18 protein-coding genes are annotated in these 18,545 nt (G+C 57.7%); 9 read left to right on the forward strand and 9 right to left on the reverse strand.

What is annotated here, in order from left to right; translation table 11 throughout:
• The first annotated feature begins 75 nt into the window (after nt 1-75).
• Both ETAA8_RS06945 and ETAA8_RS06950 read left to right on the forward strand, forming a co-directional pair.
• The gene (locus ETAA8_RS06945) at nt 76-888 is read left to right on the forward strand and encodes a hypothetical protein (protein WP_145086803.1); all 813 of its coding nucleotides are present in this window, start codon (nt 76-78) and stop codon (nt 886-888) included.
• A 126-nt stretch (nt 889-1,014) separates the two neighbouring features.
• On the forward strand, nt 1,015-1,881 hold the full coding sequence (locus tag ETAA8_RS06950; protein WP_145086806.1) for a GNAT family N-acetyltransferase: 867 nt from the start codon (nt 1,015-1,017) through the stop codon (nt 1,879-1,881).
• Between the two features lie 89 nt (nt 1,882-1,970).
• Here the strand turns inward: ETAA8_RS06950 and ETAA8_RS06955 are convergent, their stop codons facing one another.
• The 3 genes from ETAA8_RS06955 to ETAA8_RS06965 form a co-directional block, all read right to left on the reverse strand.
• Complete coding sequence (locus ETAA8_RS06955) at nt 1,971-2,219, reverse strand: hypothetical protein (protein WP_145086809.1); 249 nt, start codon at nt 2,217-2,219, stop codon at nt 1,971-1,973.
• Between the two features lie 32 nt (nt 2,220-2,251).
• Nucleotides 2,252-2,503, reverse strand: a complete 252-nt coding sequence (locus tag ETAA8_RS06960; protein WP_145086812.1) for a hypothetical protein — start codon at nt 2,501-2,503, stop codon at nt 2,252-2,254.
• A 61-nt stretch (nt 2,504-2,564) separates the two neighbouring features.
• A complete protein-coding gene (locus tag ETAA8_RS06965) occupies nt 2,565-3,941 on the reverse strand; it encodes a PQQ-binding-like beta-propeller repeat protein (RefSeq protein WP_202921628.1) in 1,377 nt (458 codons plus the stop codon).
• Nucleotides 3,942-4,408: 467 nt separating this feature from the next.
• Between ETAA8_RS06965 and ETAA8_RS06970 the strand changes: the two genes are divergently transcribed.
• The gene (locus ETAA8_RS06970; protein ID WP_202921629.1) at nt 4,409-5,737 is read left to right on the forward strand and encodes a formylmethanofuran dehydrogenase subunit B; all 1,329 of its coding nucleotides are present in this window, start codon (nt 4,409-4,411) and stop codon (nt 5,735-5,737) included.
• 34 nt (nt 5,738-5,771) lie between these two features.
• On the opposite strand, the gene nrdR is transcribed toward ETAA8_RS06970, so the two are convergent.
• Nucleotides 5,772-6,239, reverse strand: a complete 468-nt coding sequence (gene nrdR / locus ETAA8_RS06975; protein ID WP_145086818.1) for a transcriptional regulator NrdR — start codon at nt 6,237-6,239, stop codon at nt 5,772-5,774.
• Nucleotides 6,240-6,594: 355 nt separating this feature from the next.
• Here nrdR and ETAA8_RS06980 point away from each other — a divergent pair, with 355 nt between their 5' ends.
• The gene (locus ETAA8_RS06980) at nt 6,595-9,573 is read left to right on the forward strand and encodes a chemotaxis protein CheB (protein ID WP_202921630.1); all 2,979 of its coding nucleotides are present in this window, start codon (nt 6,595-6,597) and stop codon (nt 9,571-9,573) included.
• 26 nt (nt 9,574-9,599) lie between these two features.
• The gene (locus ETAA8_RS06985; protein ID WP_145086821.1) at nt 9,600-11,342 is read left to right on the forward strand and encodes a PAS domain-containing sensor histidine kinase; all 1,743 of its coding nucleotides are present in this window, start codon (nt 9,600-9,602) and stop codon (nt 11,340-11,342) included.
• 10 nt (nt 11,343-11,352) lie between these two features.
• Here the strand turns inward: ETAA8_RS06985 and ETAA8_RS06990 are convergent, their stop codons facing one another.
• Together ETAA8_RS06990 and ispD are read right to left on the reverse strand one after the other, a co-directional pair.
• On the reverse strand, nt 11,353-11,853 hold the full coding sequence (locus tag ETAA8_RS06990) for a DUF1877 family protein (protein ID WP_202921631.1): 501 nt from the start codon (nt 11,851-11,853) through the stop codon (nt 11,353-11,355).
• Between the two features lie 80 nt (nt 11,854-11,933).
• Nucleotides 11,934-12,674, reverse strand: a complete 741-nt coding sequence (gene ispD / locus ETAA8_RS06995) for a 2-C-methyl-D-erythritol 4-phosphate cytidylyltransferase (RefSeq protein WP_145086827.1) — start codon at nt 12,672-12,674, stop codon at nt 11,934-11,936.
• Nucleotides 12,675-12,955: 281 nt separating this feature from the next.
• Here ispD and ETAA8_RS07000 point away from each other — a divergent pair, with 281 nt between their 5' ends.
• From ETAA8_RS07000 to smpB, 4 genes are all read left to right on the forward strand, one after another.
• On the forward strand, nt 12,956-13,702 hold the full coding sequence (locus ETAA8_RS07000; RefSeq protein ID WP_145086830.1) for a (Fe-S)-binding protein: 747 nt from the start codon (nt 12,956-12,958) through the stop codon (nt 13,700-13,702).
• The gene (locus tag ETAA8_RS07005) at nt 13,699-15,114 is read left to right on the forward strand and encodes a lactate utilization protein B (RefSeq protein ID WP_145086833.1); all 1,416 of its coding nucleotides are present in this window, start codon (nt 13,699-13,701) and stop codon (nt 15,112-15,114) included. Before ETAA8_RS07000 ends, ETAA8_RS07005 begins: the two co-directional genes overlap by 4 nt.
• A complete protein-coding gene (locus ETAA8_RS07010) occupies nt 15,101-15,697 on the forward strand; it encodes a LutC/YkgG family protein (RefSeq protein WP_145086836.1) in 597 nt (198 codons plus the stop codon). The genes ETAA8_RS07005 and ETAA8_RS07010 overlap by 14 nt, the downstream gene beginning before the upstream one ends.
• A gap of 158 nt (nt 15,698-15,855) precedes the next feature.
• Entirely contained in the window at nt 15,856-16,404 is a 549-nt protein-coding gene (smpB, locus tag ETAA8_RS07015) for an SsrA-binding protein SmpB (protein WP_145086838.1), read from the forward strand.
• 75 nt (nt 16,405-16,479) lie between these two features.
• Here smpB and ETAA8_RS07020 read toward each other — a convergent pair whose 3' ends face one another.
• Genes ETAA8_RS07020 through ETAA8_RS07030 form a run of 3 tightly spaced genes read right to left on the reverse strand, consistent with a single transcriptional unit; the run spans nt 16,480 to nt 18,506 of the window.
• The gene (locus ETAA8_RS07020) at nt 16,480-17,112 is read right to left on the reverse strand and encodes a nucleotidyltransferase family protein (protein ID WP_145086841.1); all 633 of its coding nucleotides are present in this window, start codon (nt 17,110-17,112) and stop codon (nt 16,480-16,482) included.
• Nucleotides 17,113-17,115: 3 nt separating this feature from the next.
• Nucleotides 17,116-18,192 carry an XdhC family protein gene (locus ETAA8_RS07025; RefSeq protein WP_145086844.1) on the reverse strand — a complete coding sequence of 359 codons (1,077 nt, stop codon included), beginning with the start codon at nt 18,190-18,192 and terminating at the stop codon, nt 17,116-17,118.
• Between the two features lie 14 nt (nt 18,193-18,206).
• Entirely contained in the window at nt 18,207-18,506 is a 300-nt protein-coding gene (locus ETAA8_RS07030; protein WP_238397789.1) for a putative quinol monooxygenase, read from the reverse strand.
• Nucleotides 18,507-18,545 lie beyond the last annotated feature (39 nt).

Here is an 18,545-nt window from a genome sequence, read left to right on the forward strand (position 1 = left end):
ATTCAGCAAGTGAGTGGCTGGGCAGTGGGCAACTTCAGCCCGGTTCTAAAAGCAAATGGGCGATTGAGAAAAGCTATGAGCGACAACAAAATCCGAATCCTAGTCACCTTCATCGACGATTCCGATGATGAGCCACTAGGCGAAGTCAAACTTCCGCCCGAGCAACTGCCCGAATCGTTTGCGGAAGAGACGACGCTTCATCTAGACGATGACGACTGGCTGGTCGTCGCGGCCGATCCGCTCACGCGCGCGGAGTTCACCCAAACCAAAAAGCTGACGCTCCGCCTCAGCCGCGTCGAGAAGATCGATCCTGCGACAATTCTCTACAGCCTCCCGTCGATCACCAACGAACTTCCCGCTTGTGGCGACCGCCCCCTCACCGGCCACGAGTTGGCAATGCTCGATGATAACTGGCGGCAGTTCGAACTGGTCTCGCAATGTTTCTCGGCTCAGATCGATGAAGAACTGGCTGCCATCCAAGCGATTCACGAACAGGAATCAACCGGCGCGGGCTGGCGCAAGGTTCATGTTCGCAAGCATCCCGAGACACCGATTGACGGTTTTCTATCGCTTAGCGACTTACTCGCTGCATTTGCCATTGCCAGTCCCGAGGGGCTGACGTTTCACGGGGCCGCGACCCGCGTCGAAGCGGGCTTTGCATTCACGGCCAGCGATGGTCAGGCCTGCTATGGCCTCGCTCCCGGCGGGATGGTCACGGTGCTGGGTATTGCGCAAACTTCGTTGCCGACATTGCCGGAGGAGTCGATCACCAGGTTGGCTGCGGTGGCTGAGAAGTTCGATCTCGAACTCGTGCAATGGTGCCGCTGTGCGCGGGCCACTGCCGACCAACCTCTCTTTCGCCAACTCCTCACGGAAAATGCGGAGTAGGTACACGATGACCATCGTCCTCCGCGAGTACACTGCCGACGATTGGCCAGCTGTTTGCCAAGTGCACGACGCGGCTCGGGTGCAGGAACTGGCTGCGGGGGGGTTGACCCGCGAGCTTTCCGCCCCATGCTGGAAGTTGCCGAAGCGGACGAGTTCTTTGTTTCCGAAACGCTGGTCGCGTGTATCGCCGAGGTCGTCGTCGGCTTCGTCTCGTGGAACGAGCCGTACATCACCTGGCTTTATGTCGATCCGCGGCAACAGCGCTGCGGCATCGGTCGCCAATTGCTGCAGGCTGCGCTCCAGCGCATCGGGGGCGAAGCCTGGACCACAACCATTGCCGGTAACGAACCGGCACAAGCGCTGTATCTCTCGCTGGGCATGAAAGTTGTCAAAACCATGCCGAGTGAAATCGAAGGTTATCCTTGCATAGGCGTCCGCCTCGCCCTCCCCACAAGCCGCATGCGCGATCACGCGGCGCGACGAAAGCCCGACGCCGTCGATCCTGAACGGATCGCCAATCGGCAAATCGACGAGGTGCGCATTGCGGGATTAATCCGTGCCGCATTCCATGGCGTCACACTCGGCAACGGCATCGGCCTGTGGGAAGCCCAAGGGATCGATGATTATGCCGACGATAAGCAGGTCGCAGCCTATCGCGCGCAGGACGAAAAGGAGGATTGGTCGCGAATTTCCGTAGCAGACCTCAATCGCTGTTACAGCAGCTTGAGTTTCTTCGATGCAATTGGGATGCGTTTTCATCTCCCTGCGTTCTTGCTTGCGGACCTATCCGGCACGTTCACGAGTATGGATATTCTGTTTACGCTGACCAACCGCGATGCTTACACAACTTCACGTTTCGTCGAGCTATCGCCGCAGCAACGAGAAGCCGTGCGGCAGTTTCTCCTTCTGCGGTTGGCCGACCCAAGGCAGTGGTTTAACCACAAATCGCTTGAGGATGCGCTGGAGCGCTACTGGGCAAAGTCGGATTGCTGAGTTTCCAACGACTACGCGACTTCAAGCTCGCCAGAGGCATAGCTGCTTCGCAATTCATGGCCGAGTAGTAGGCCTACACTGAGTAATGGTTATGCGCCGCTGTTGGCAACGACTTCGAGATGCCTTAGCTCTCCGAACCAATCGATCTGGCAAGCATAGGTCTTAATCGCAATCTGAGAGCCATCCGCCAGGATCGCTTTGACAGTTCCCGAATTCGGAAGTTTCAATTCCTCAATCAACTGCTGCGGCAACACTAAGTCGCCATTGAACCCGGTGTCGATCCAAACTTGGATTTCTCGTGAATCAACCGTGCCGACGGGCCGTACTGAAACAGTCACCAGTGCTCGGCCAAAATCATCGACGGCGCCAATTATTGAACACGCATTCCAAAATGCAACGCCGCCTTATGCCCCACGCGCATTGCATGGGCTAACCGATCGGGATAGGAGCGGCGAGCGGCACCGATCGCTTCGCTGATGGTCTTGCCCAGGAAGTAATCGCCAGAATCTGGCTCGATCGCAACAACCTCGTTCGCATGATCGGGCTCGAGAATTGACCTCAGCCGCGTGTCGTACAGTTCCTCCGCCCTTTGGACGAAGGCCTCGAAATCAGCTTCTGGCATCACGTGTCTCCTCCCGATCAACTTAGTCGGCACACGCCTGGGCGCTCAATCGGTGCCACACTCACTTCGCCAGCGACACGCACACAATCTCTTCATCGTTCCGCGCGTAAACACTGCGGTTGGCGAATGCGGGATGGCTCCAGACCACTTCGCGGCCAAAGGCTTCGGAGGTGGGCTTTAAGACGTGAAATCGGCTGATCTCTTCATAAGCTTCGCGATTGAGGTTCGCGAGAATCAGGTCACCTGTTTCGCTGAAGAGAAAGAACTTCTCTCCGTTCTTCACGACGAAGGCAGTGCCGTGGCTAGCGCGGCGGTCGCCGGTCGTGGGCTTAAAGGTTTCCCACAAGCGCTTGCCCGTTTCCAGATCGACGGCCCGGAATTGCCCGCCGCGGCAGTCAGAACCGAAGACCACGCCTTTGTCGACGTGTACGGTGCTGTTGCACACGTAGACCGCCGTCTTATTGTCGCCGATCCAAACTTCCTGCACTGCAGGTTTCGTCTGATCGAGTTTCCAGACGCCGCCGATATCGCCAATGCTGCTGGCGTAGAGGTAGTCTCCCGACTTGACCGGTGCTGCGACCGACATGCCGTACTGCGGCGCCAGCGGTTCGCTCCAATAAACATCGCCATTCTCCGGATTCAAACTGTTGAGCGACTCGGGATGCCAAATGAGCAATTGCTTAGTTCCCCCTGCAGTGATCATCGTCGGCGGGCAATAGCCGGCATCGGGCGCGGAGAGCGCCTTCCACAATTCCTTGCCGCTGTCCTTATCGAAAGCAACAACCGTTGAACCGGGGCCACCCACGAGACAGAACAGTTTGTTGCCGTCGACCAGCGGATGGCTGGTGAAGCCCCAGATCGGCGTTGGGGCCTGGTAATCCACCTTGAATTCCTTCGACCAGACTACTTTGCCGGTGGCTGCTTCCAGGCAGAAAAGATTCCCCTCGGCACCGAGCGTGTAAACCTTATCGCCATGCACGGTCGGCGTGCAGCGCGGGCCGTTGGCATACGAAATGGCATACGGGCATTCGTATTCGTGCTTCCACAGCAGGCTGCCATCATTTGCGCTCAGGCACAGGACCCGCTCGGTTCCCTTCAACTCGTTACGCGTCCCTGGATCGTTCTGTAGGGCCCCTTCCTTCCGCTGATAATCCATCACATACACGCGGTCCCCCACAACCGCAGGCCCCGCGTAGCCGCCACCAATCTTGGTGCGCCAGACCACGGGCAAGCCACTCTCGGGAAACTTCTCCACGATGCCGGTCTCGTCCCACACATCGTTCCGCTGCGGGCCCATCCACTGCGGCCAATCTTTCGCCGGAGCACTGGCGGCCACGAAGGTGGTCGGAACGGCCGGCGACTGAGCGACCGATGCGCTGGGCACCGAAACCGAAGTGCCGCAACCGGCCAGGCAGACGAGGGGCAAAAGCCAACGCATGGTGAACAACTCCGCTGAGTTCGAGAGGTCAAGAGAAGGGGGCTACTGCGAACGCCGGCGACAGGCACCAACTTTTCAGTAGTTTCCTCATTATACGGGGCTAATGTTTTCCGGCGGGGCGCCAGCTGGCATTTTCAAGTTACCTCTTTCGCTCTGCCATAACTGCGGGCTGAGTTGAACGACTTCGAGAACGAGCTACCTGCTTGTGACTGCTTTGTGTGCAAACCGCTAAAGGGGGGTGTCCAACAATGGGGTCGATTGTTGGACAGTGGATCGCATAACTCTCGGGTTTGGCTGGGTATTGCTGTCCAACAATAGAGGTAAAAGTTGGACGTTTACGATGAAACTGAGAGTGAGATTGCGGCGCTGGACATTCAGGTGAGCCCACAATCTGTGCCGGAGGTTCTGCCAGCACGCGGAGCGTGAGGAGTACTATAATGGTCCTCGCCCCCAGGAATCGAACAACGATGGTGCCCACTCCAGCTACTGCGTCTGAATTGCCGAACATCGTGCCCGATGTTACCTGCACCGCATGCGGCTGCCTGTGCGACGATATTGAACTGACCATTGAAGGCCAGCGGATTACCGCAGCCAAACAAGCATGCGCGCTGGGCAAATCGCGGTTCCTCAGTTTTCGAAATGAACCTCGCCCAACTTGTTTCCTTCAAGGACAGCCAGCCACGTTGGCCGCGGGCATCGAACGGGCCGCTCAGTTGCTGACAGCGGCTAAGTATCCACTGGTCTTCGGCTTGACCGAAACCACCATCGCCGCCCAGCGCGCGGCAGTGGCGATTGCCGATTGGCTGGGCGCTGTTGTCGACGCCACCGCTGGCGATTATCACGGAGCGAGTGGGCTGGCCTTTCCCAAGGTCGGCGAATCGACCTGCTCGCTGGGCGAAGTAAAGAACCGCGGCGACCTCATTCTTTTCTGGGGAACCGATCCCGCCGAAAGCCATCCCCGGCACTTCGAGCGTTACAGCTTGCAACCAGCAGGCCTGTTCGTGCCGCGGGGAAGAGCGGACCGGACTTGTGTCGTGATCGATGTGCGGCAGAACAAAACCGCTGAGCAGGCCGACCAGTTGATCGCTGTGAAGCCCGGCAGCGATTTCGAAGCGATTTGGACGTTGCGGGCTTTGCTCGCCGGGATTGAAGTCGATCCAGAGCAAGTCGCCACGACTACAGGCCAATCGCTTGACGTTTGGAAACAACTTCTCGCGCAGCTGAAGCGTGCCAAGTACGGTGTGATCTTCTTCGGGGCAGGCATAACTCAAACGCGCGGCCAGCATGCCAATGGCGATGCGCTGCGCGCGTTGACGCGCGACTTGAATCGGCATACGCGTTTCGTCTGCCGGTTGAATCGCGCTGAGTGCAATAGCTCGGGAGCAGATAACGTGGCTGCCTGGCAAACCGGATACGCGCTGGGCGTGAATCTCGCCCAGGGTTATCCACGCTTTAGTCCCGGTGAGTATACAGCTGCCGCAGTGCTCACCCGCCAAGAAGCGGATGCGGCGCTGATCGTCTCTGGCAATCCACTCGCGCAGTTGCCCTCGCCCGCGAAAGCTCACCTGGCCACAATTCCGCTGATCGCACTTCATTCCCAGTTTAATTCGACGACGCCAGCCGCAGACGTGGTCTTTAACGTTGCCACCAGCGGCATTGAAATCCCCGGCACCATGTACCGGTTCGATGACGTTCCCGTTCCTCTGCACAGCGTCTTCACCGCGACTCAGCCCAGCGATCATGAAGTGCTGCTGGCCATCGAGCAGCGCGTGAAAGAATTGAAGAAGTCAAAGTAAGCCGTGAACACGCGCCGCGCAGGTGCGGCGTACTTTATGAGCCCTTGGCATTCTTCTTGAGAATGGGCTGCAGTTCGTCGACGAAGTCGCGAATGTCTTGAAAACGTCGATAGACGCTGGCGAAGCGGACGAAGGCCACCTGGTCGACCGCGGCGAGCCGGGCCATGACCATTTCGCCGAGCAGATGACTATCGATTTCCGTCTCGCCGGTGGCGTAAACGTCGCTCTCGATCAGCGACACGATCTGCTCGATCTGTTCGTCGCTGACCGGGCGTTTCCAGCAAGCTTTAGCCAGTCCCGAGCGGATTTTCTCGCGATCGAAAGGCTCGCGCACATTGTTCTTCTTCACCACCTTGATGCCCATTTCTTCCAGGCGTTCGTAGGTGGTGAAGCGTCGCTTGCAATGCAGGCATTCCCGCCGTCGGCGAATGGCAAAGCCATCCTGGCTCACGCGTGAATCGATCACGCGGTCGTTATCGACGCGGCAAAACGGACAACGCATGTGTCGAGCGGTTCTCCGGCCAATCGTGCCGGAATCGAGGAGAAGAACACCATCTTGGTATAGCGCCAATATAGCGTGAGGCAGTGCTCCGGTCCTAGTGCTCGCTGCTGGCAACCAAGGTCGTATTGCGACATTCCATCATCGGCCGATCTTTCGCTACGTGCTAGCAAGAGTGCTGTTATTGGCCATGACCGCTTGGTTACAAGCCGCTAGAATTGGGGGACGACGATCTTCTATCAGCGACTCGCGCTACTCTCGGTTACGTCAGCTCCAGCAAACTCTTGACTGCAATGCAATTGTAAATGGCTGGGCCGGAGCATGAGGCTCTCGTTAAGCTCGTCACGGAGGGGAACTCATGGCCAAACGCCAGCAGGAAAAAGAACCGGTTCCCAAGACAGGGAAAACTCCTGCCGAACAGGCTCCTGCGCGGCTAACAATGACCGCTTCGCATGAACCCGCGTTTTATACGGTTGGGATGGGTGGCTCCGCTGGCGGACTGGAGGCCTTCGGGCAGTTCTTTGCCCACTTGCCACCCAACACGGGCATGGCTTTTGTGCTTGTCTCGCATCTCGACCCTACCCACAAGGCTTTGCTCGCGGAGTTGCTGCAGCATTCGACGCAGATGAAGGTGACGGAAGCCGAAGACGGCATGGTCGTACGACCAAACGCCGTGTATGTCATTCCGCCCAACACTGATTTGTCGATTAAGAACGGCCGGTTGCATCTGCTCGAACCTTCGGCCCCGCGCGGCCTGCGAATGCCGATCGACTTCTTTTTTCGCCAATTGGCTGCCGATCAGCACGACAAGGCAATTGCCATCGTCCTGTCGGGGATGGGCTCGGATGGCACCTTGGGAATCAAGGCGATCAAGGAAAACTCCGGCCTGGTGCTGGTTCAAGATCCAGCTTCGGCCAAATTCGCAGCCATGCCCGAGAGTGCCCGGAACAGCGGGCGGGTCGATGTGATGGCCTCGGCTGAGGAACTTCCTGTTCGGTTGCTGCAATTCCTCGCGCGTGCTCCGGTCCCCGTGCCTGTCTCCACAGTTGTTGACGACGAGTCAAATACCGCGCTGCCGAATGTCTTTACCCTGCTGCGGTTGCAAACCGGCAACGACTTCTCGAACTACAAACCAACCACCATTCTCCGCCGCATCGAGCGTCGGATGAACGTCCACCAACTCGATTCTCAAGCCGCCTACGTACGCTATCTGCGCGATCATCCACAGGAGGTAGACCTGCTGTACAAAGAACTGCTGATTGGTGTGACGAGCTTCTTCCGAGATCGAGGGCTATTCGACTACCTTGGGCAAACCGCCATTCCCGCACTGCTTTCATCGCGCGCCGACGATCGTCCGCTGCGCGTTTGGGTGCCGGCCTGTTCGACAGGCGAAGAAGCCTATTCGATAGCCATCACCATCAAGGAGTCGCTCGCCCGGTCGAACCTTGCGCGGCAGCCCAAGGTACAGATCTTCGCCACCGATATCGACAGCGATTCGATCTCGAAAGCCCGCCAGGGATTGTTCTCGGCCAGCATTGCCGCGGATGTCTCACCGCAGCGTCTCGAGCGCTACTTCGTCCGCGACGGGGACGGCTATCGAGTCGGCAAAGAGATTCGCGAGTTAGTGGTGTTTGCCCCGCAAAACCTGCTGGGCGATCCACCCTTCACCAAACTGGAAATAGTCTGTTGCCGGAACTTTTTCATTTATGTGAATAGCGAAATGCAGCAGAAGTTGCTCTCGCTGATGCACTACTCCCTGATTCCCCGTGGCCTGTTGATTTTGGGATCGGCCGAGAGCATCGGCAACCTTGGTCACCTGTTTGCACCGCTCGACAAAAAGTGGAAGGTCTTTCAACGTCAGGAAACTGCGCGACGGCCGATCCTCGAAATGTCTCCACTCCACGTTCCCCGGGAACCAAGCCCTGTGCCACCTGCCGAAAAGTCGCTCCCCACCTCCACCGACATTCCTTATGCGGCCCAGCGTGCGCTGCTCGACTTCTATGCGCCGCCATCGGTGGTGGTGAATTCGGAAGGCGATATCGTCTACGTGAACGGCCGTACCGGCAGGTATCTCGAACCTTCGTCGGGCAAGGTCAACATCAACATCTTTGCCATGGCTCGTGACGGCCTGCGGGAGGAATTAGTTCCCGCGTTTCGCAAGGCGAAAAAAGACAAAGCGACTGTTGTCGTCAGCGGCATTCAGGTGAATTGCAATGGCAGCCACATCAGTGTGAATCTGACCATCCAGCCGTTCGTCGAACCGGCCAACTTACTTGGCACTTACTTGCTGATCTTCGAAGAGCAAGCCCCTACACCGGAGCAAAATCAAGCGCGCAAGAAGAAAGCTACTACAAAGCGTTCGACTGCAAGTGCCACCGAGTTGGAAGACCGCTTGCGGGCCACTCAAGAGTTGCTGCAAGCGACGATGGAAGAGAAAGAAGCCAATCAAGAAGAGCTGCGTTCGCTTAACGAGGAACTGCAATCGAATAACGAGGAACTGCAAAGCACCAACGAAGAGTTAACCACTTCCAAGGAAGAACTGCAGTCCCTGAATGAAGAGATGCAATCGGTCAATGCCGAACTGCGAGACAAACTCGACGAGCAGTCGCAAACCAACAACGATATGGCGAACCTGCTCAATGGCATTGAGATCGCCACGATCTTTCTCGACAGCCACTTGTGCGTAAAACGTTTCACGCCGAAGGCGACGCGAATCGTCAACTTCATAGCCGGTGACTTAGGACGCCCACTGCACGACCTGGTCACCAAGTTGAAGTACAACCGTCTGGTTGAGGATGCCCGCCAAGTTCTAGAAACACTGATTCCTCAAGAGGCCCAATTGCAGGATCTCGATGGCCATTGGTACCAAATTCGAGTCCTGCCCTACCGCACGACCGACAACAAGATCGACGGTGTGGTATGCACCTTTACCGAAATTACCACCCTCAAGCAAGCTGAGGCCGAACTTCAGGCCGCCCGGGCGCTCGCCGAAAACGTGATCGCCACGATTCGCGAACCGCTACTCATACTGGATGCCAATCTGCGTGTGGTTTCGGCCAGTCGCTCGTTCTACTCCATTTTTCAACAGAACCGCACCGCCACCGAAGGCCGCCTGATCTTCGATTTGGGTGACCGGCAGTGGGATATTCCCGAATTAAGAAAGCTGCTGGAAACCATCCTGCCCGAGAACACCACGTTCGACGACTTTTGGGTCGAGCATGACTTTCCGCGACTGGGACCGAGGGTCTTGCTCCTTAACGCGCGGCGCGTACTCGGCAACGACAATCAATCCGGTCTTATCCTGCTAGCCATCGAAGATGTGACCAAACCAACTTAAGGGCGTGCCCAGGCAACGGACAAACCATGAAGCGCAACGATCAGGTAAGCGGCAAGCGCAATTCAATGGCGGACCTGCGCGATCAGGGGGAAAAGCGTTTGGTTGGCCAACCGGCCAAATCAATCGACGCCTTGAACGAAGTCGACGTGCGGGCGCTCGTCCACGAACTGCAAGTTCATCAGATCGAACTGGAAATGCAGAACGAGGAGTTGGTGCAGGCGCAACTGGTCGCTGACGAAGCGTCGCGCCGCTACGCTGACCTTTTCGATTTCGCCCCCACGGCCTATTTTCTCTGGGACCAGCGGGGCACAATCCATGAACTAAATTTCGCGGGTGCATCCTTGTTACGGCTGGAACGGAGTGCGGCCATTGGACTGCGCTTCGGTCAGTTTGTCTGCTTGCGGAATCGTGCAGCCTTTACCAACTTCTGCCGTCATGCGATCGATGCCGAACTGAAGCAGACGTGCAACGTCGGTTTGCTGCTGGGAGAAGAAGTGTTGATTGAGGGTCTGGCCGCGCACCCCGCGCACGGATCGGGTCCCTCATTCAGTGGCGATAATTCTGCGTCCGCGCGGCTCTGCCGCGCAACGGTAATCGATCTCAGCGAGCGGCGGGCTGCGGAAGAAACGCTCCGAGAAAGCGAGGCTCGTCACCGCCTACTTGTCGATCATTCTTCGGATTTAATCAGTCGCTTCGCGCTGAATGGGCAGTGGCTCTACTTGTCGCCTTCCTGTCATGCGCTCTTAGGGTATGCGGCCCAAGAGTTGGTCGGTCAGTATCCATTCACCTATATTCATCGCGACGATCACGGGCGTTGCCAGTTGTTCTTCGCCGAAATGATCCGCACCGGACAGTTGCAGACTGCCACGTTCCGCATGCGCCGGGCCGATGGACGATACATCTGGTTCGAAACTCACGGGCGAGTAGTGAAAGAACGTGCCGCCGAACCAGAAATGGTCTGCACGGCGCGCGATGTTACCCAGCGTCTTGAGGCCAGTCGTAAGCTTCGCCAGCGTGAGGCAGAACTAGCTCAGTCCGAACGGCTCAATACCATGGGCCAAATGACCGCGGAGTTGGCTCACGAATTGAATCAACCATTGTGCGCCATCGCAAATTTTGCAGACGCCTCGCTGCACCGGATGAAAAATGGTGCGATCGCCGGTGCCGAGGAGGCCGACGTACGCGTCTGGGTGTCGCACATTTCGCAGCAGGCGCATCGCGCGGGGAATGTAATCAAACGATTGATGCAGTTTGTCCGCACCGGCGAACTGGAGCGTCAGCGACTTTGCCTGAACGACCTGATCCGTGGTGTTGAAGTGCTGCTGGAGTTTGGCGTGCGCAGTAAAGGAACACATGTCGAGTATCAATTGGCTCCGCAACTCCCCCCGGTGCTCGCCGACCGGTTGCTGATCGAACAAGTCGTGCTAAATCTGGTCCGCAATGCGGCTGAAGCGATGGAAGAAACGCCCAGCGAGCAGCGGCGCTTGATCGTGCGCACCTTTCACGAAGCGAGTTACGTTGGCGTCGCGATTCAAGACTCCGGTCGCGGTCTGCCGCCGGAGACGAGCCACCTGCTGTTCGAACCCTATTTCACCACCAAGCCAGCAGGTAGCGGCTTGGGTCTGGTGATCAGTCGAAACACCACCACCGCGCACGAGGGAAGGATTTGGGGAGAGAACAACCCGGACTGCGGAGCTACGTTTCAGTTCCTGTTGCCGGTCGCTCCCGTGTTTTCACTAGGTCCGAACCAGGTCAGGCACGTCGCCTGACATGATTCGTTTATGCGTACTTCACCGTGAACACGACCGCTTCCAGGTTCTCCGCGGCGGCGTCGAAGAAGACACGCATCTTCTGCACGGCCAGCCAGAGTTCTGCGAATTCTTTATCGCCACGCGGTTTGGTGTACGAAGCAGGGAGCGCATCGAATTTCGCGCGGACTTCAATCTGTTTTAGTCCATTCAGCGCTTCGGAAACGAAGCCCACCATGTCGGGGCGAATCAAGATCGAGCTGAAGTCGCTGCCGTGATGGAGTTGGCGTCCACCGAGGACGATGTGGCTTTCGGGAAAGTCGCCGCCGCTGGGGTCGAGTTCGCCATCGGTCATGATGCGATGCAGCGGATCCCACACGCTGCCGATATCGAGAACCCGATCGCTCTTCTTCATTTCGGGAGCCGTTTTCAACTCGTCCATGAAGGCCGCCAGTTCGGCGTCCTCCTTCATACCGAACAATCGCTTCGCATGTTCGCGAGCCAGCGCGAGGTAGTAGCCTCGTCCTAACACGGCAGCACCTGTAAGTAAGAGCGGAAACAAACGGGGTGAATAAACTTGGGAGGGTCAGCAGTTCGGAGCACGCACATGGTTCACCGCCAAAGATGATCGTCGGCGAACGGATGCGGGGCACTCAGCAGCGTAGGCTTGGGGAGGACTTTCAAAATGGCGGCTGCCAGGCGAAGGTCGTCTTTCGACGTGATTTTTAAATTCATGGCAGAGCACGGCACCACGGTCACCGGGTGCGGCAACCGCTCGACCAGTTGAGCGTCGTCGGTCGCCAGTTCAGTGCCGCGCCGCGCGTAAGCGTCGAGCAACAATTGCCGACGAAAAACTTGCGGCGTCTGCGCTTCCCACAACGTTTCGCGGGGGACCGTCTCGCGAATGATTTTGTCGTTACCGACTCGCTTAAGAGTGGCAGTCACCGGCGCGGCCAACAGCGCGGCACCTGTTTGTTCGGCAGCGGCAAAGACGCGGTCGATCCACTCTTCGGCCACACAAGGACGAGCTGCATCATGCACGGCGACAAAGTCGATGTCGTCGCGAACTCGCGAAAGGGCAGCTTGGACAGAATCGCTGCGCTCTGTACCACCGACCACAACTTCGATTCCCATCATCGCGGCATTGCCGCCAAACTTTTCGTCGAAGTCGTCCTTATCTTCGGGCGAGATCACAATCAGCAGTTGCTTGACCTCGGGGCGATTCGAAAACTTCTCCGCGGCATGCATCCAGACTGGACGATTCTCCAGCGGAGCGAACGGCTTCTTATAGAATGCGTCACCAAACCGGCTGCTTTTGCCGGCCGCAGGTAAGATGACAGCGAACGTAGCCACAAATGCGAATCCGACGGATCGCCAATCCGAGTAAAGGTAAAAGGGAAGCGACGGGCGCATTTTTGTTCGTTTTCTGCGGTGCGTCAAGCTTGATCCCTCGGTTTCGGCAATCCCGCGGTAAGTGGCCCTCGTCTGCTGGCCCAACAGCGGTGTGTGAAGGATTGCCAAAACGAGCCACTATTTTTACTCACAGGAACCGTTTGCTTCCCGTCACCCGACGTTTTGCCCCCTTGTTACAATAGAACGACTAACTTCGCCTATGCTCCCCGCGTTTTCCTTCCATGCCCACCATCGGCCTGTTCATTCCCTGTTACGTCGACCAGCTGTTTCCCAAAGTGGGTCTGGCCACGCTCGATTTGCTGGAGAGCCTAGGGCAAACCGTTGAGTTTCCCGCGGCGCAAACGTGCTGTGGCCAGCCGATGGCAAACACGGGTTGCGTGAACGATGCCCGCCCGTTGGCCAGGCGATTCTTGGAAATCTTTCAGCCCTACGATTATGTGGTGGCGCCGTCTGGCAGCTGTGTCGCTATGGTCCGGCATCATTACGAAGAACTGTTGCACGGCGAACCGGGCTTCGAAGAACTAAAGGCCAAGACCTTCGAGCTGTGCGAGTTTCTGACCGACGTGCTGAAGATCGAGAAGTTGCCGGGGCGATTTCCACATCGCGTGGGGCTGCATCAAAGTTGTCACGGCCTGCGCGAGTTGCGACTCGGCAGCTGCAGCGAAGTAATGGGCCCGCAATTCAGCAAAGTGAAGCAAGTCTTGCAAATGATCGAAGGAATCGAGTTCGTTCCTTTGACTCGCCCCGACGAATGCTGCGGCTTCGGCGGCACTTTCGCCGTGAGCGAGGAGGCTGTGTCTTGCCTGATGGGCGAAGACCGCGTGGCCGATCATGAGCAGGCCGGTGCAGAAGTTCTCACCGCCAACGACATGTCGTGCTTAATGCATCTTGACGGTATTATTCGCCGTCAGAAGAAGCCGATTCGTGTGCTGCACGTCGCCGAGATTCTGTCGGGGAGTGCCACATGAGCCCTTCGCATTCCACGCTGGCCGATGGCTTTATCAAAGACAAAGAACGGGCCCGCTGGCACGATCAGACCCTGTGGTTTGTCCGCCACAAGCGCGACCTGGCTGCAAAGTCCCTGCCAGAATGGGAAGATCTGCGGGTTGCTGCCTCGGCGATCAAAATGCATACGCAGCAGCAACTGGCCGACTATCTCGAACTGTTTGAGCGACAAGCGACCAAACTCGGCGCGAAAGTACATTGGGCTGCCGATGCCGCCGAACACAACCGCATTGTGCTCGAGATTCTGCAGAGCCACGGCGTCACACGGCTGGTGAAGAGCAAATCGATGCTCACCGAAGAGTGCCACCTCAATCCGCACCTAGAAAAACACGGCATCGAAGTCATCGACAGCGACTTGGGCGAACGGATTGTACAGATGCAGGGCATGCCGCCGAGCCATATCGTGCTGCCGGCCATTCACCTGAAAAAGCAGGATATCGGCGAGTTGTTTCATCGCGAGTTGCATACCGAAGCCGGCGCATCTGACCCCAAGTACCTGGCAGAAGCAGCCCGGCAACATTTGCGCGATAAGTTCATGCGGGCCCAGGCTGGGCTGACTGGCGTGAACTTTGGCATTGCCGAAACCGGCGGCATTGTCATCTGCACGAACGAAGGCAACGCGGACCTGGGCGTCTCACTCCCCAAGTTGCACATCGCCTGCATGGGAATCGAAAAGTTGATTCCGCGTGCGAAGGATCTTGGTGTCTTCCTGCGGTTGCTCGCGCGCTCGGCCACAGGCCAGCCGATAACAACTTATTCCTCGCACTTTCATGGCCCGCGCGCTGGTGGGGAGTTGCACATCGTGCTGGTCGATAACGGCCGCTCGCAAATTCGCGCCTCAAGTGATTATCGCCGTTCGCTCAATTGCATTCGCTGCGGAGCATGCATGAATACCTGCCCGGTCTATCGTCGCAGCGGTGGCTATAGCTACAACAGCACCGTTCCCGGCCCGATCGGTTCGATCTTGTCCCCCGCGATGGACAGCGCCAAGCACTACAGCTTGCCGTTTGCTTGCAGTCTGTGCGGTTCGTGTACCGACGTCTGCCCGGTGAAAATCGACTTGCATCATCAACTCCTCACTTGGCGCGGCGAGATCGGCAAGCGAAATCAATTGCCACTCGATAAGAAGTACGGCATGAAGCTCGCCCGCCTTGTGCTCGGCACTTCGTGGCTCTATCGCCTCTCGGGTTGGCTCGCGCGGAAGATTGTCCCGCGGCTGCCACGGTGGATGATCTATAACCGACTCAATCCGTGGGGAAAGCAGCGCGAATTGCCAATGTTCCCGGCGCAAAGTTTTCGTGAACAACTCAAAGATCGCCAGCAGCACAAGCCACAACCCAAGTCCCAGACGAGTAGCAGTCATGGCCAGTCGTGAAGATATTCTCGCCCGACTGCGAGCCGATACGCTTCCCGCGCAGGACCTGCCCGATTTGGCCGGCCCGTGGATTCAATACGATAACGTGGCCGAGCAGTTCGCCAAGTCTCTGACCGGTATCGGCGGCAGCTGTCATTTTGTCGACTCGCTCGCCGCGGCGCGCGAACACTTATCGCAGCTGCCTGTCTTTCAAATCGCTAAGCAAGTTGCGTCACTGGTGCCGGAGATTACCATTGGCAACGTCGATGAGCAGGCCTGCGACGATCCGCATCAGCTTGAAACGATCGACTTCGCCGTTGTTCGCGGCGAGTTTGGAGTCGCCGAGAACGGTGCCATTTGGCTGTGGGACACCGCGCTCCGCAATCGCGCGCTGCTGTTTATCACCCAGCACCTGGTCCTGGTGATTCCTGCCGAGCAAATCGTCGCGACCATGCACGCCGCGTACGAGCGACTGACATTCGACGGCTCGCCGCGGTTCGGCACGTTCATTGCCGGCCCGTCGAAGACTGCCGACATCGAGCAATCCCTGGTCATCGGTGCCCACGGTCCGCGGTCCCTCACGGTATATTGTGTGCAGTCGTAAATCTTATCCGTTGTAGATCATTCGCCCCCGCCCCTGCGGCGGGGGTTTAGAGGCTTTTGCGCGATAGTTAGCGTATGGCTACTGCATCGTTAGCGCAAAAGCCAATGAACCCCCGAGGCAGGCCCGGCGGCGTTTAATTCCAAATAGCTAGTTGCATCATGGGCAAAGGCCAAACCAAACCGACGAAACCACCGCCGAACAAAGCTGCTGCCAATAAGCAGACCGGCAAGAAGGCCGTTGCGCCCAAAGAGCCCGAAGGGAAAATGGTTTCGGACAATCGCAAGGCTCGGTTTCGCTTTGAAATTGTCGATGCACTCGAATGTGGCATCCAACTCCTGGGGAGTGAAGTCAAAAGCCTGCGGGATGGGAAACTCTCGCTAGACGAAGCGTATGCCCGCGTGAAGGATGGCGACGTTTGGATGGTCGGGGCCGACATTGCCGAGTACAAGCAGGCCACCATTTGGAACCACGCTCCCAAACGGCCTCGCAAACTGCTGATGAAGAAGGTCGAGAAGGAAAAGTTCGCTGGACTGGCCCACGAAAAGGGGCTCACGCTAGTTCCGTTGAAGGTGTACTTCAACGCTCGCGGCATCGCCAAAGTGCTGCTCGGACTTTGTCGCGGCAAAAAACTGCACGACAAGCGCGAGACCTTGAAAAAGAACGACGCCAAACGCGATATCGATCGGGCCATTCGCAAGCGGTCTTAGATTTCGTGGCATAGGCTTCCAGCCTGTGTCGCCCCGCAGAGATGGATGACAGGCTGGAAGCCTATCCCACGTGTGCTACTTGAAACGCTGGTAATCCGCCGGCGTATCGATATCGGCAAACGCTTGAGGACCTTGCGCGAGAAGATCGTCGCAGGGAATCTCGCGGACCGGGTTGCGAGTAAGGAGTGCTTTTACTCCCTCGTTAGTACCCAGTTGATGGACCTGAGCCGATAGCGGCCAGGGAAATAGCACCGGGTGCCCATGCTTACCAGCGATGGTAGGAACAAGAATCGAAGTGGAGTGACTGGCGACCGACTCGCAATGGAGTTGCAGTAATCGACCAATGATTGCCACCGATAATCGCGGCATATCGGCGGGCGCAATCAGCCAACAATCGTGCTCACCGGGATGAAACTGCCCGTCGAGAAACTGAAGAGCCAGTTGCACCGAGACCTTCATTTCCGAAGGGGGTGCTTGCGGTTGTAATACGTCAGCCCCACGTTCACGGCAGACTTGCACCAGCGCTTCATCGTTGGGGCGAACTACCACCAGCGGCTTCAATCCGGCAGTTAACCACGCATCAATGGTGTGCGCGATGAGCGGTTTACTCTGCAACGGCAGAAGCAACTTCGGCTCGCCCATGCGGCGGCTTTCGCCCGCAGCAGGAATGATGGCAAAAGCGCGCAGGTGATTCGGTTCCTCGCGCACGATTCACTTCGCCATTTCGACCCGTGCAGGCCGGCCGGGAATAAAACCGTCTCGATTGCGGTGCGCGACCAGTTCCGCAGCAATGCTCACGGCAATCTCGGGAACCGTTTGCGACCCAATATCAATGCCCAGCGGAGCATGCACGCGCTCCAGCGCCTCGCGCGTGACACCCTGCTCGAGCAAGTCATCGTAGATGAGGCGGATTTTTCGCCGGCTGCCGATCAATCCAACATACCTCGCGCCGCGATTGACGACGTGAAACAGAGCCTCTTCATCGTGATTGTGCCCGCGCGTGACGATCAGGCAGTAAGTGTCGTGATCGATGGGGAGCGTCGGCAATACCTGATCGACCGCGCCGGCAATTCGCCGGTCGGCATGCGGAAAACGAGCTTCGCTGACGACATCGGCCCGATCATCGACCACCCAAACTTCAAAATCGAGCGGCGTGGCAAGTTCCGCGACCGCCTGGCCGACGTGACCGCCCCCCACAATAATCAAGCGGCAGCGAGGAAGGACGGGCAAATACGAAATGCCTGCGGAAAGATAAGGCCGCGGACGAATTTCCAGCGGCTTGAGATCCTGCGCAATCGAGACGGGCAAATCGCTAGTGGGCGAATTTAACGTAGCGAGCAAAGTCCCTTGGCGATCGAGCAGGTAACTGGCCGGCGCTGGCAGACCCGAGGTACTGTCGTCGTAGACGATCGCTTCAGTTGCTCCTTGGCCTGCATCGATCATTTCGGCCAGGCGCCGAAAGTATGCGCCTGAGGCAGCTGTGATAGGCTGAATCAGCACCAACATCCGGCCGCCACAAATCAGTCCATCGTCCCAGCCGTAGTCGCTGTCGAGTTGAAACTTGCACAACTCGGCTCGCTCTTCGGCCAGCAGCGCGATCGCGCGGCGTTTCACTTCCGCCTCGACACAACCGCCGCCCAGCGTACCCGCTTGTGAACCATTGGCAAAAACGAGCATCACCGCGCCAGCTTTTTGCGGCGTCGAGCCTCGCGTTTCGACGAGGCGGCAATAGGCGGCAGGCCTCCCCGCAGCAAGAGCGGTCAGGAGTTGACGGACGACGTCGCGCATAGAATTGAAGGCACTTAGGCTGGGCTGAGGATTTGCAGTGAGACGCTTTTGACGAAGTCTTTCACTCGCGGACGATAAGACATCATGTGCGGCGCGATCAGGTGAGCTTCGAGGTGCTCGATGCTTTCCCACTTTTCGACAACCACTACCGTGTCTGCCCGCGCGGGAGATTGCGCGGGCAAGTTCGTGGCATGATCGGTGGCGGGAAAATACTCGATGCAGCCGCTTTCAGCACGCACGGGCGCGACGATCTTATGAAACTCGTCGAGGAAGTCGTTACGCTTGCCGGAATGCAACTCAATGGTGGCTAACACGACGATCAACGGCGGACTCCTCAGGCAAAGGGTGGCAAT

The organism is Anatilimnocola aggregata (assembly GCF_007747655.1).
Lineage (GTDB): Bacteria > Planctomycetota > Planctomycetia > Pirellulales > Pirellulaceae > Anatilimnocola > Anatilimnocola aggregata.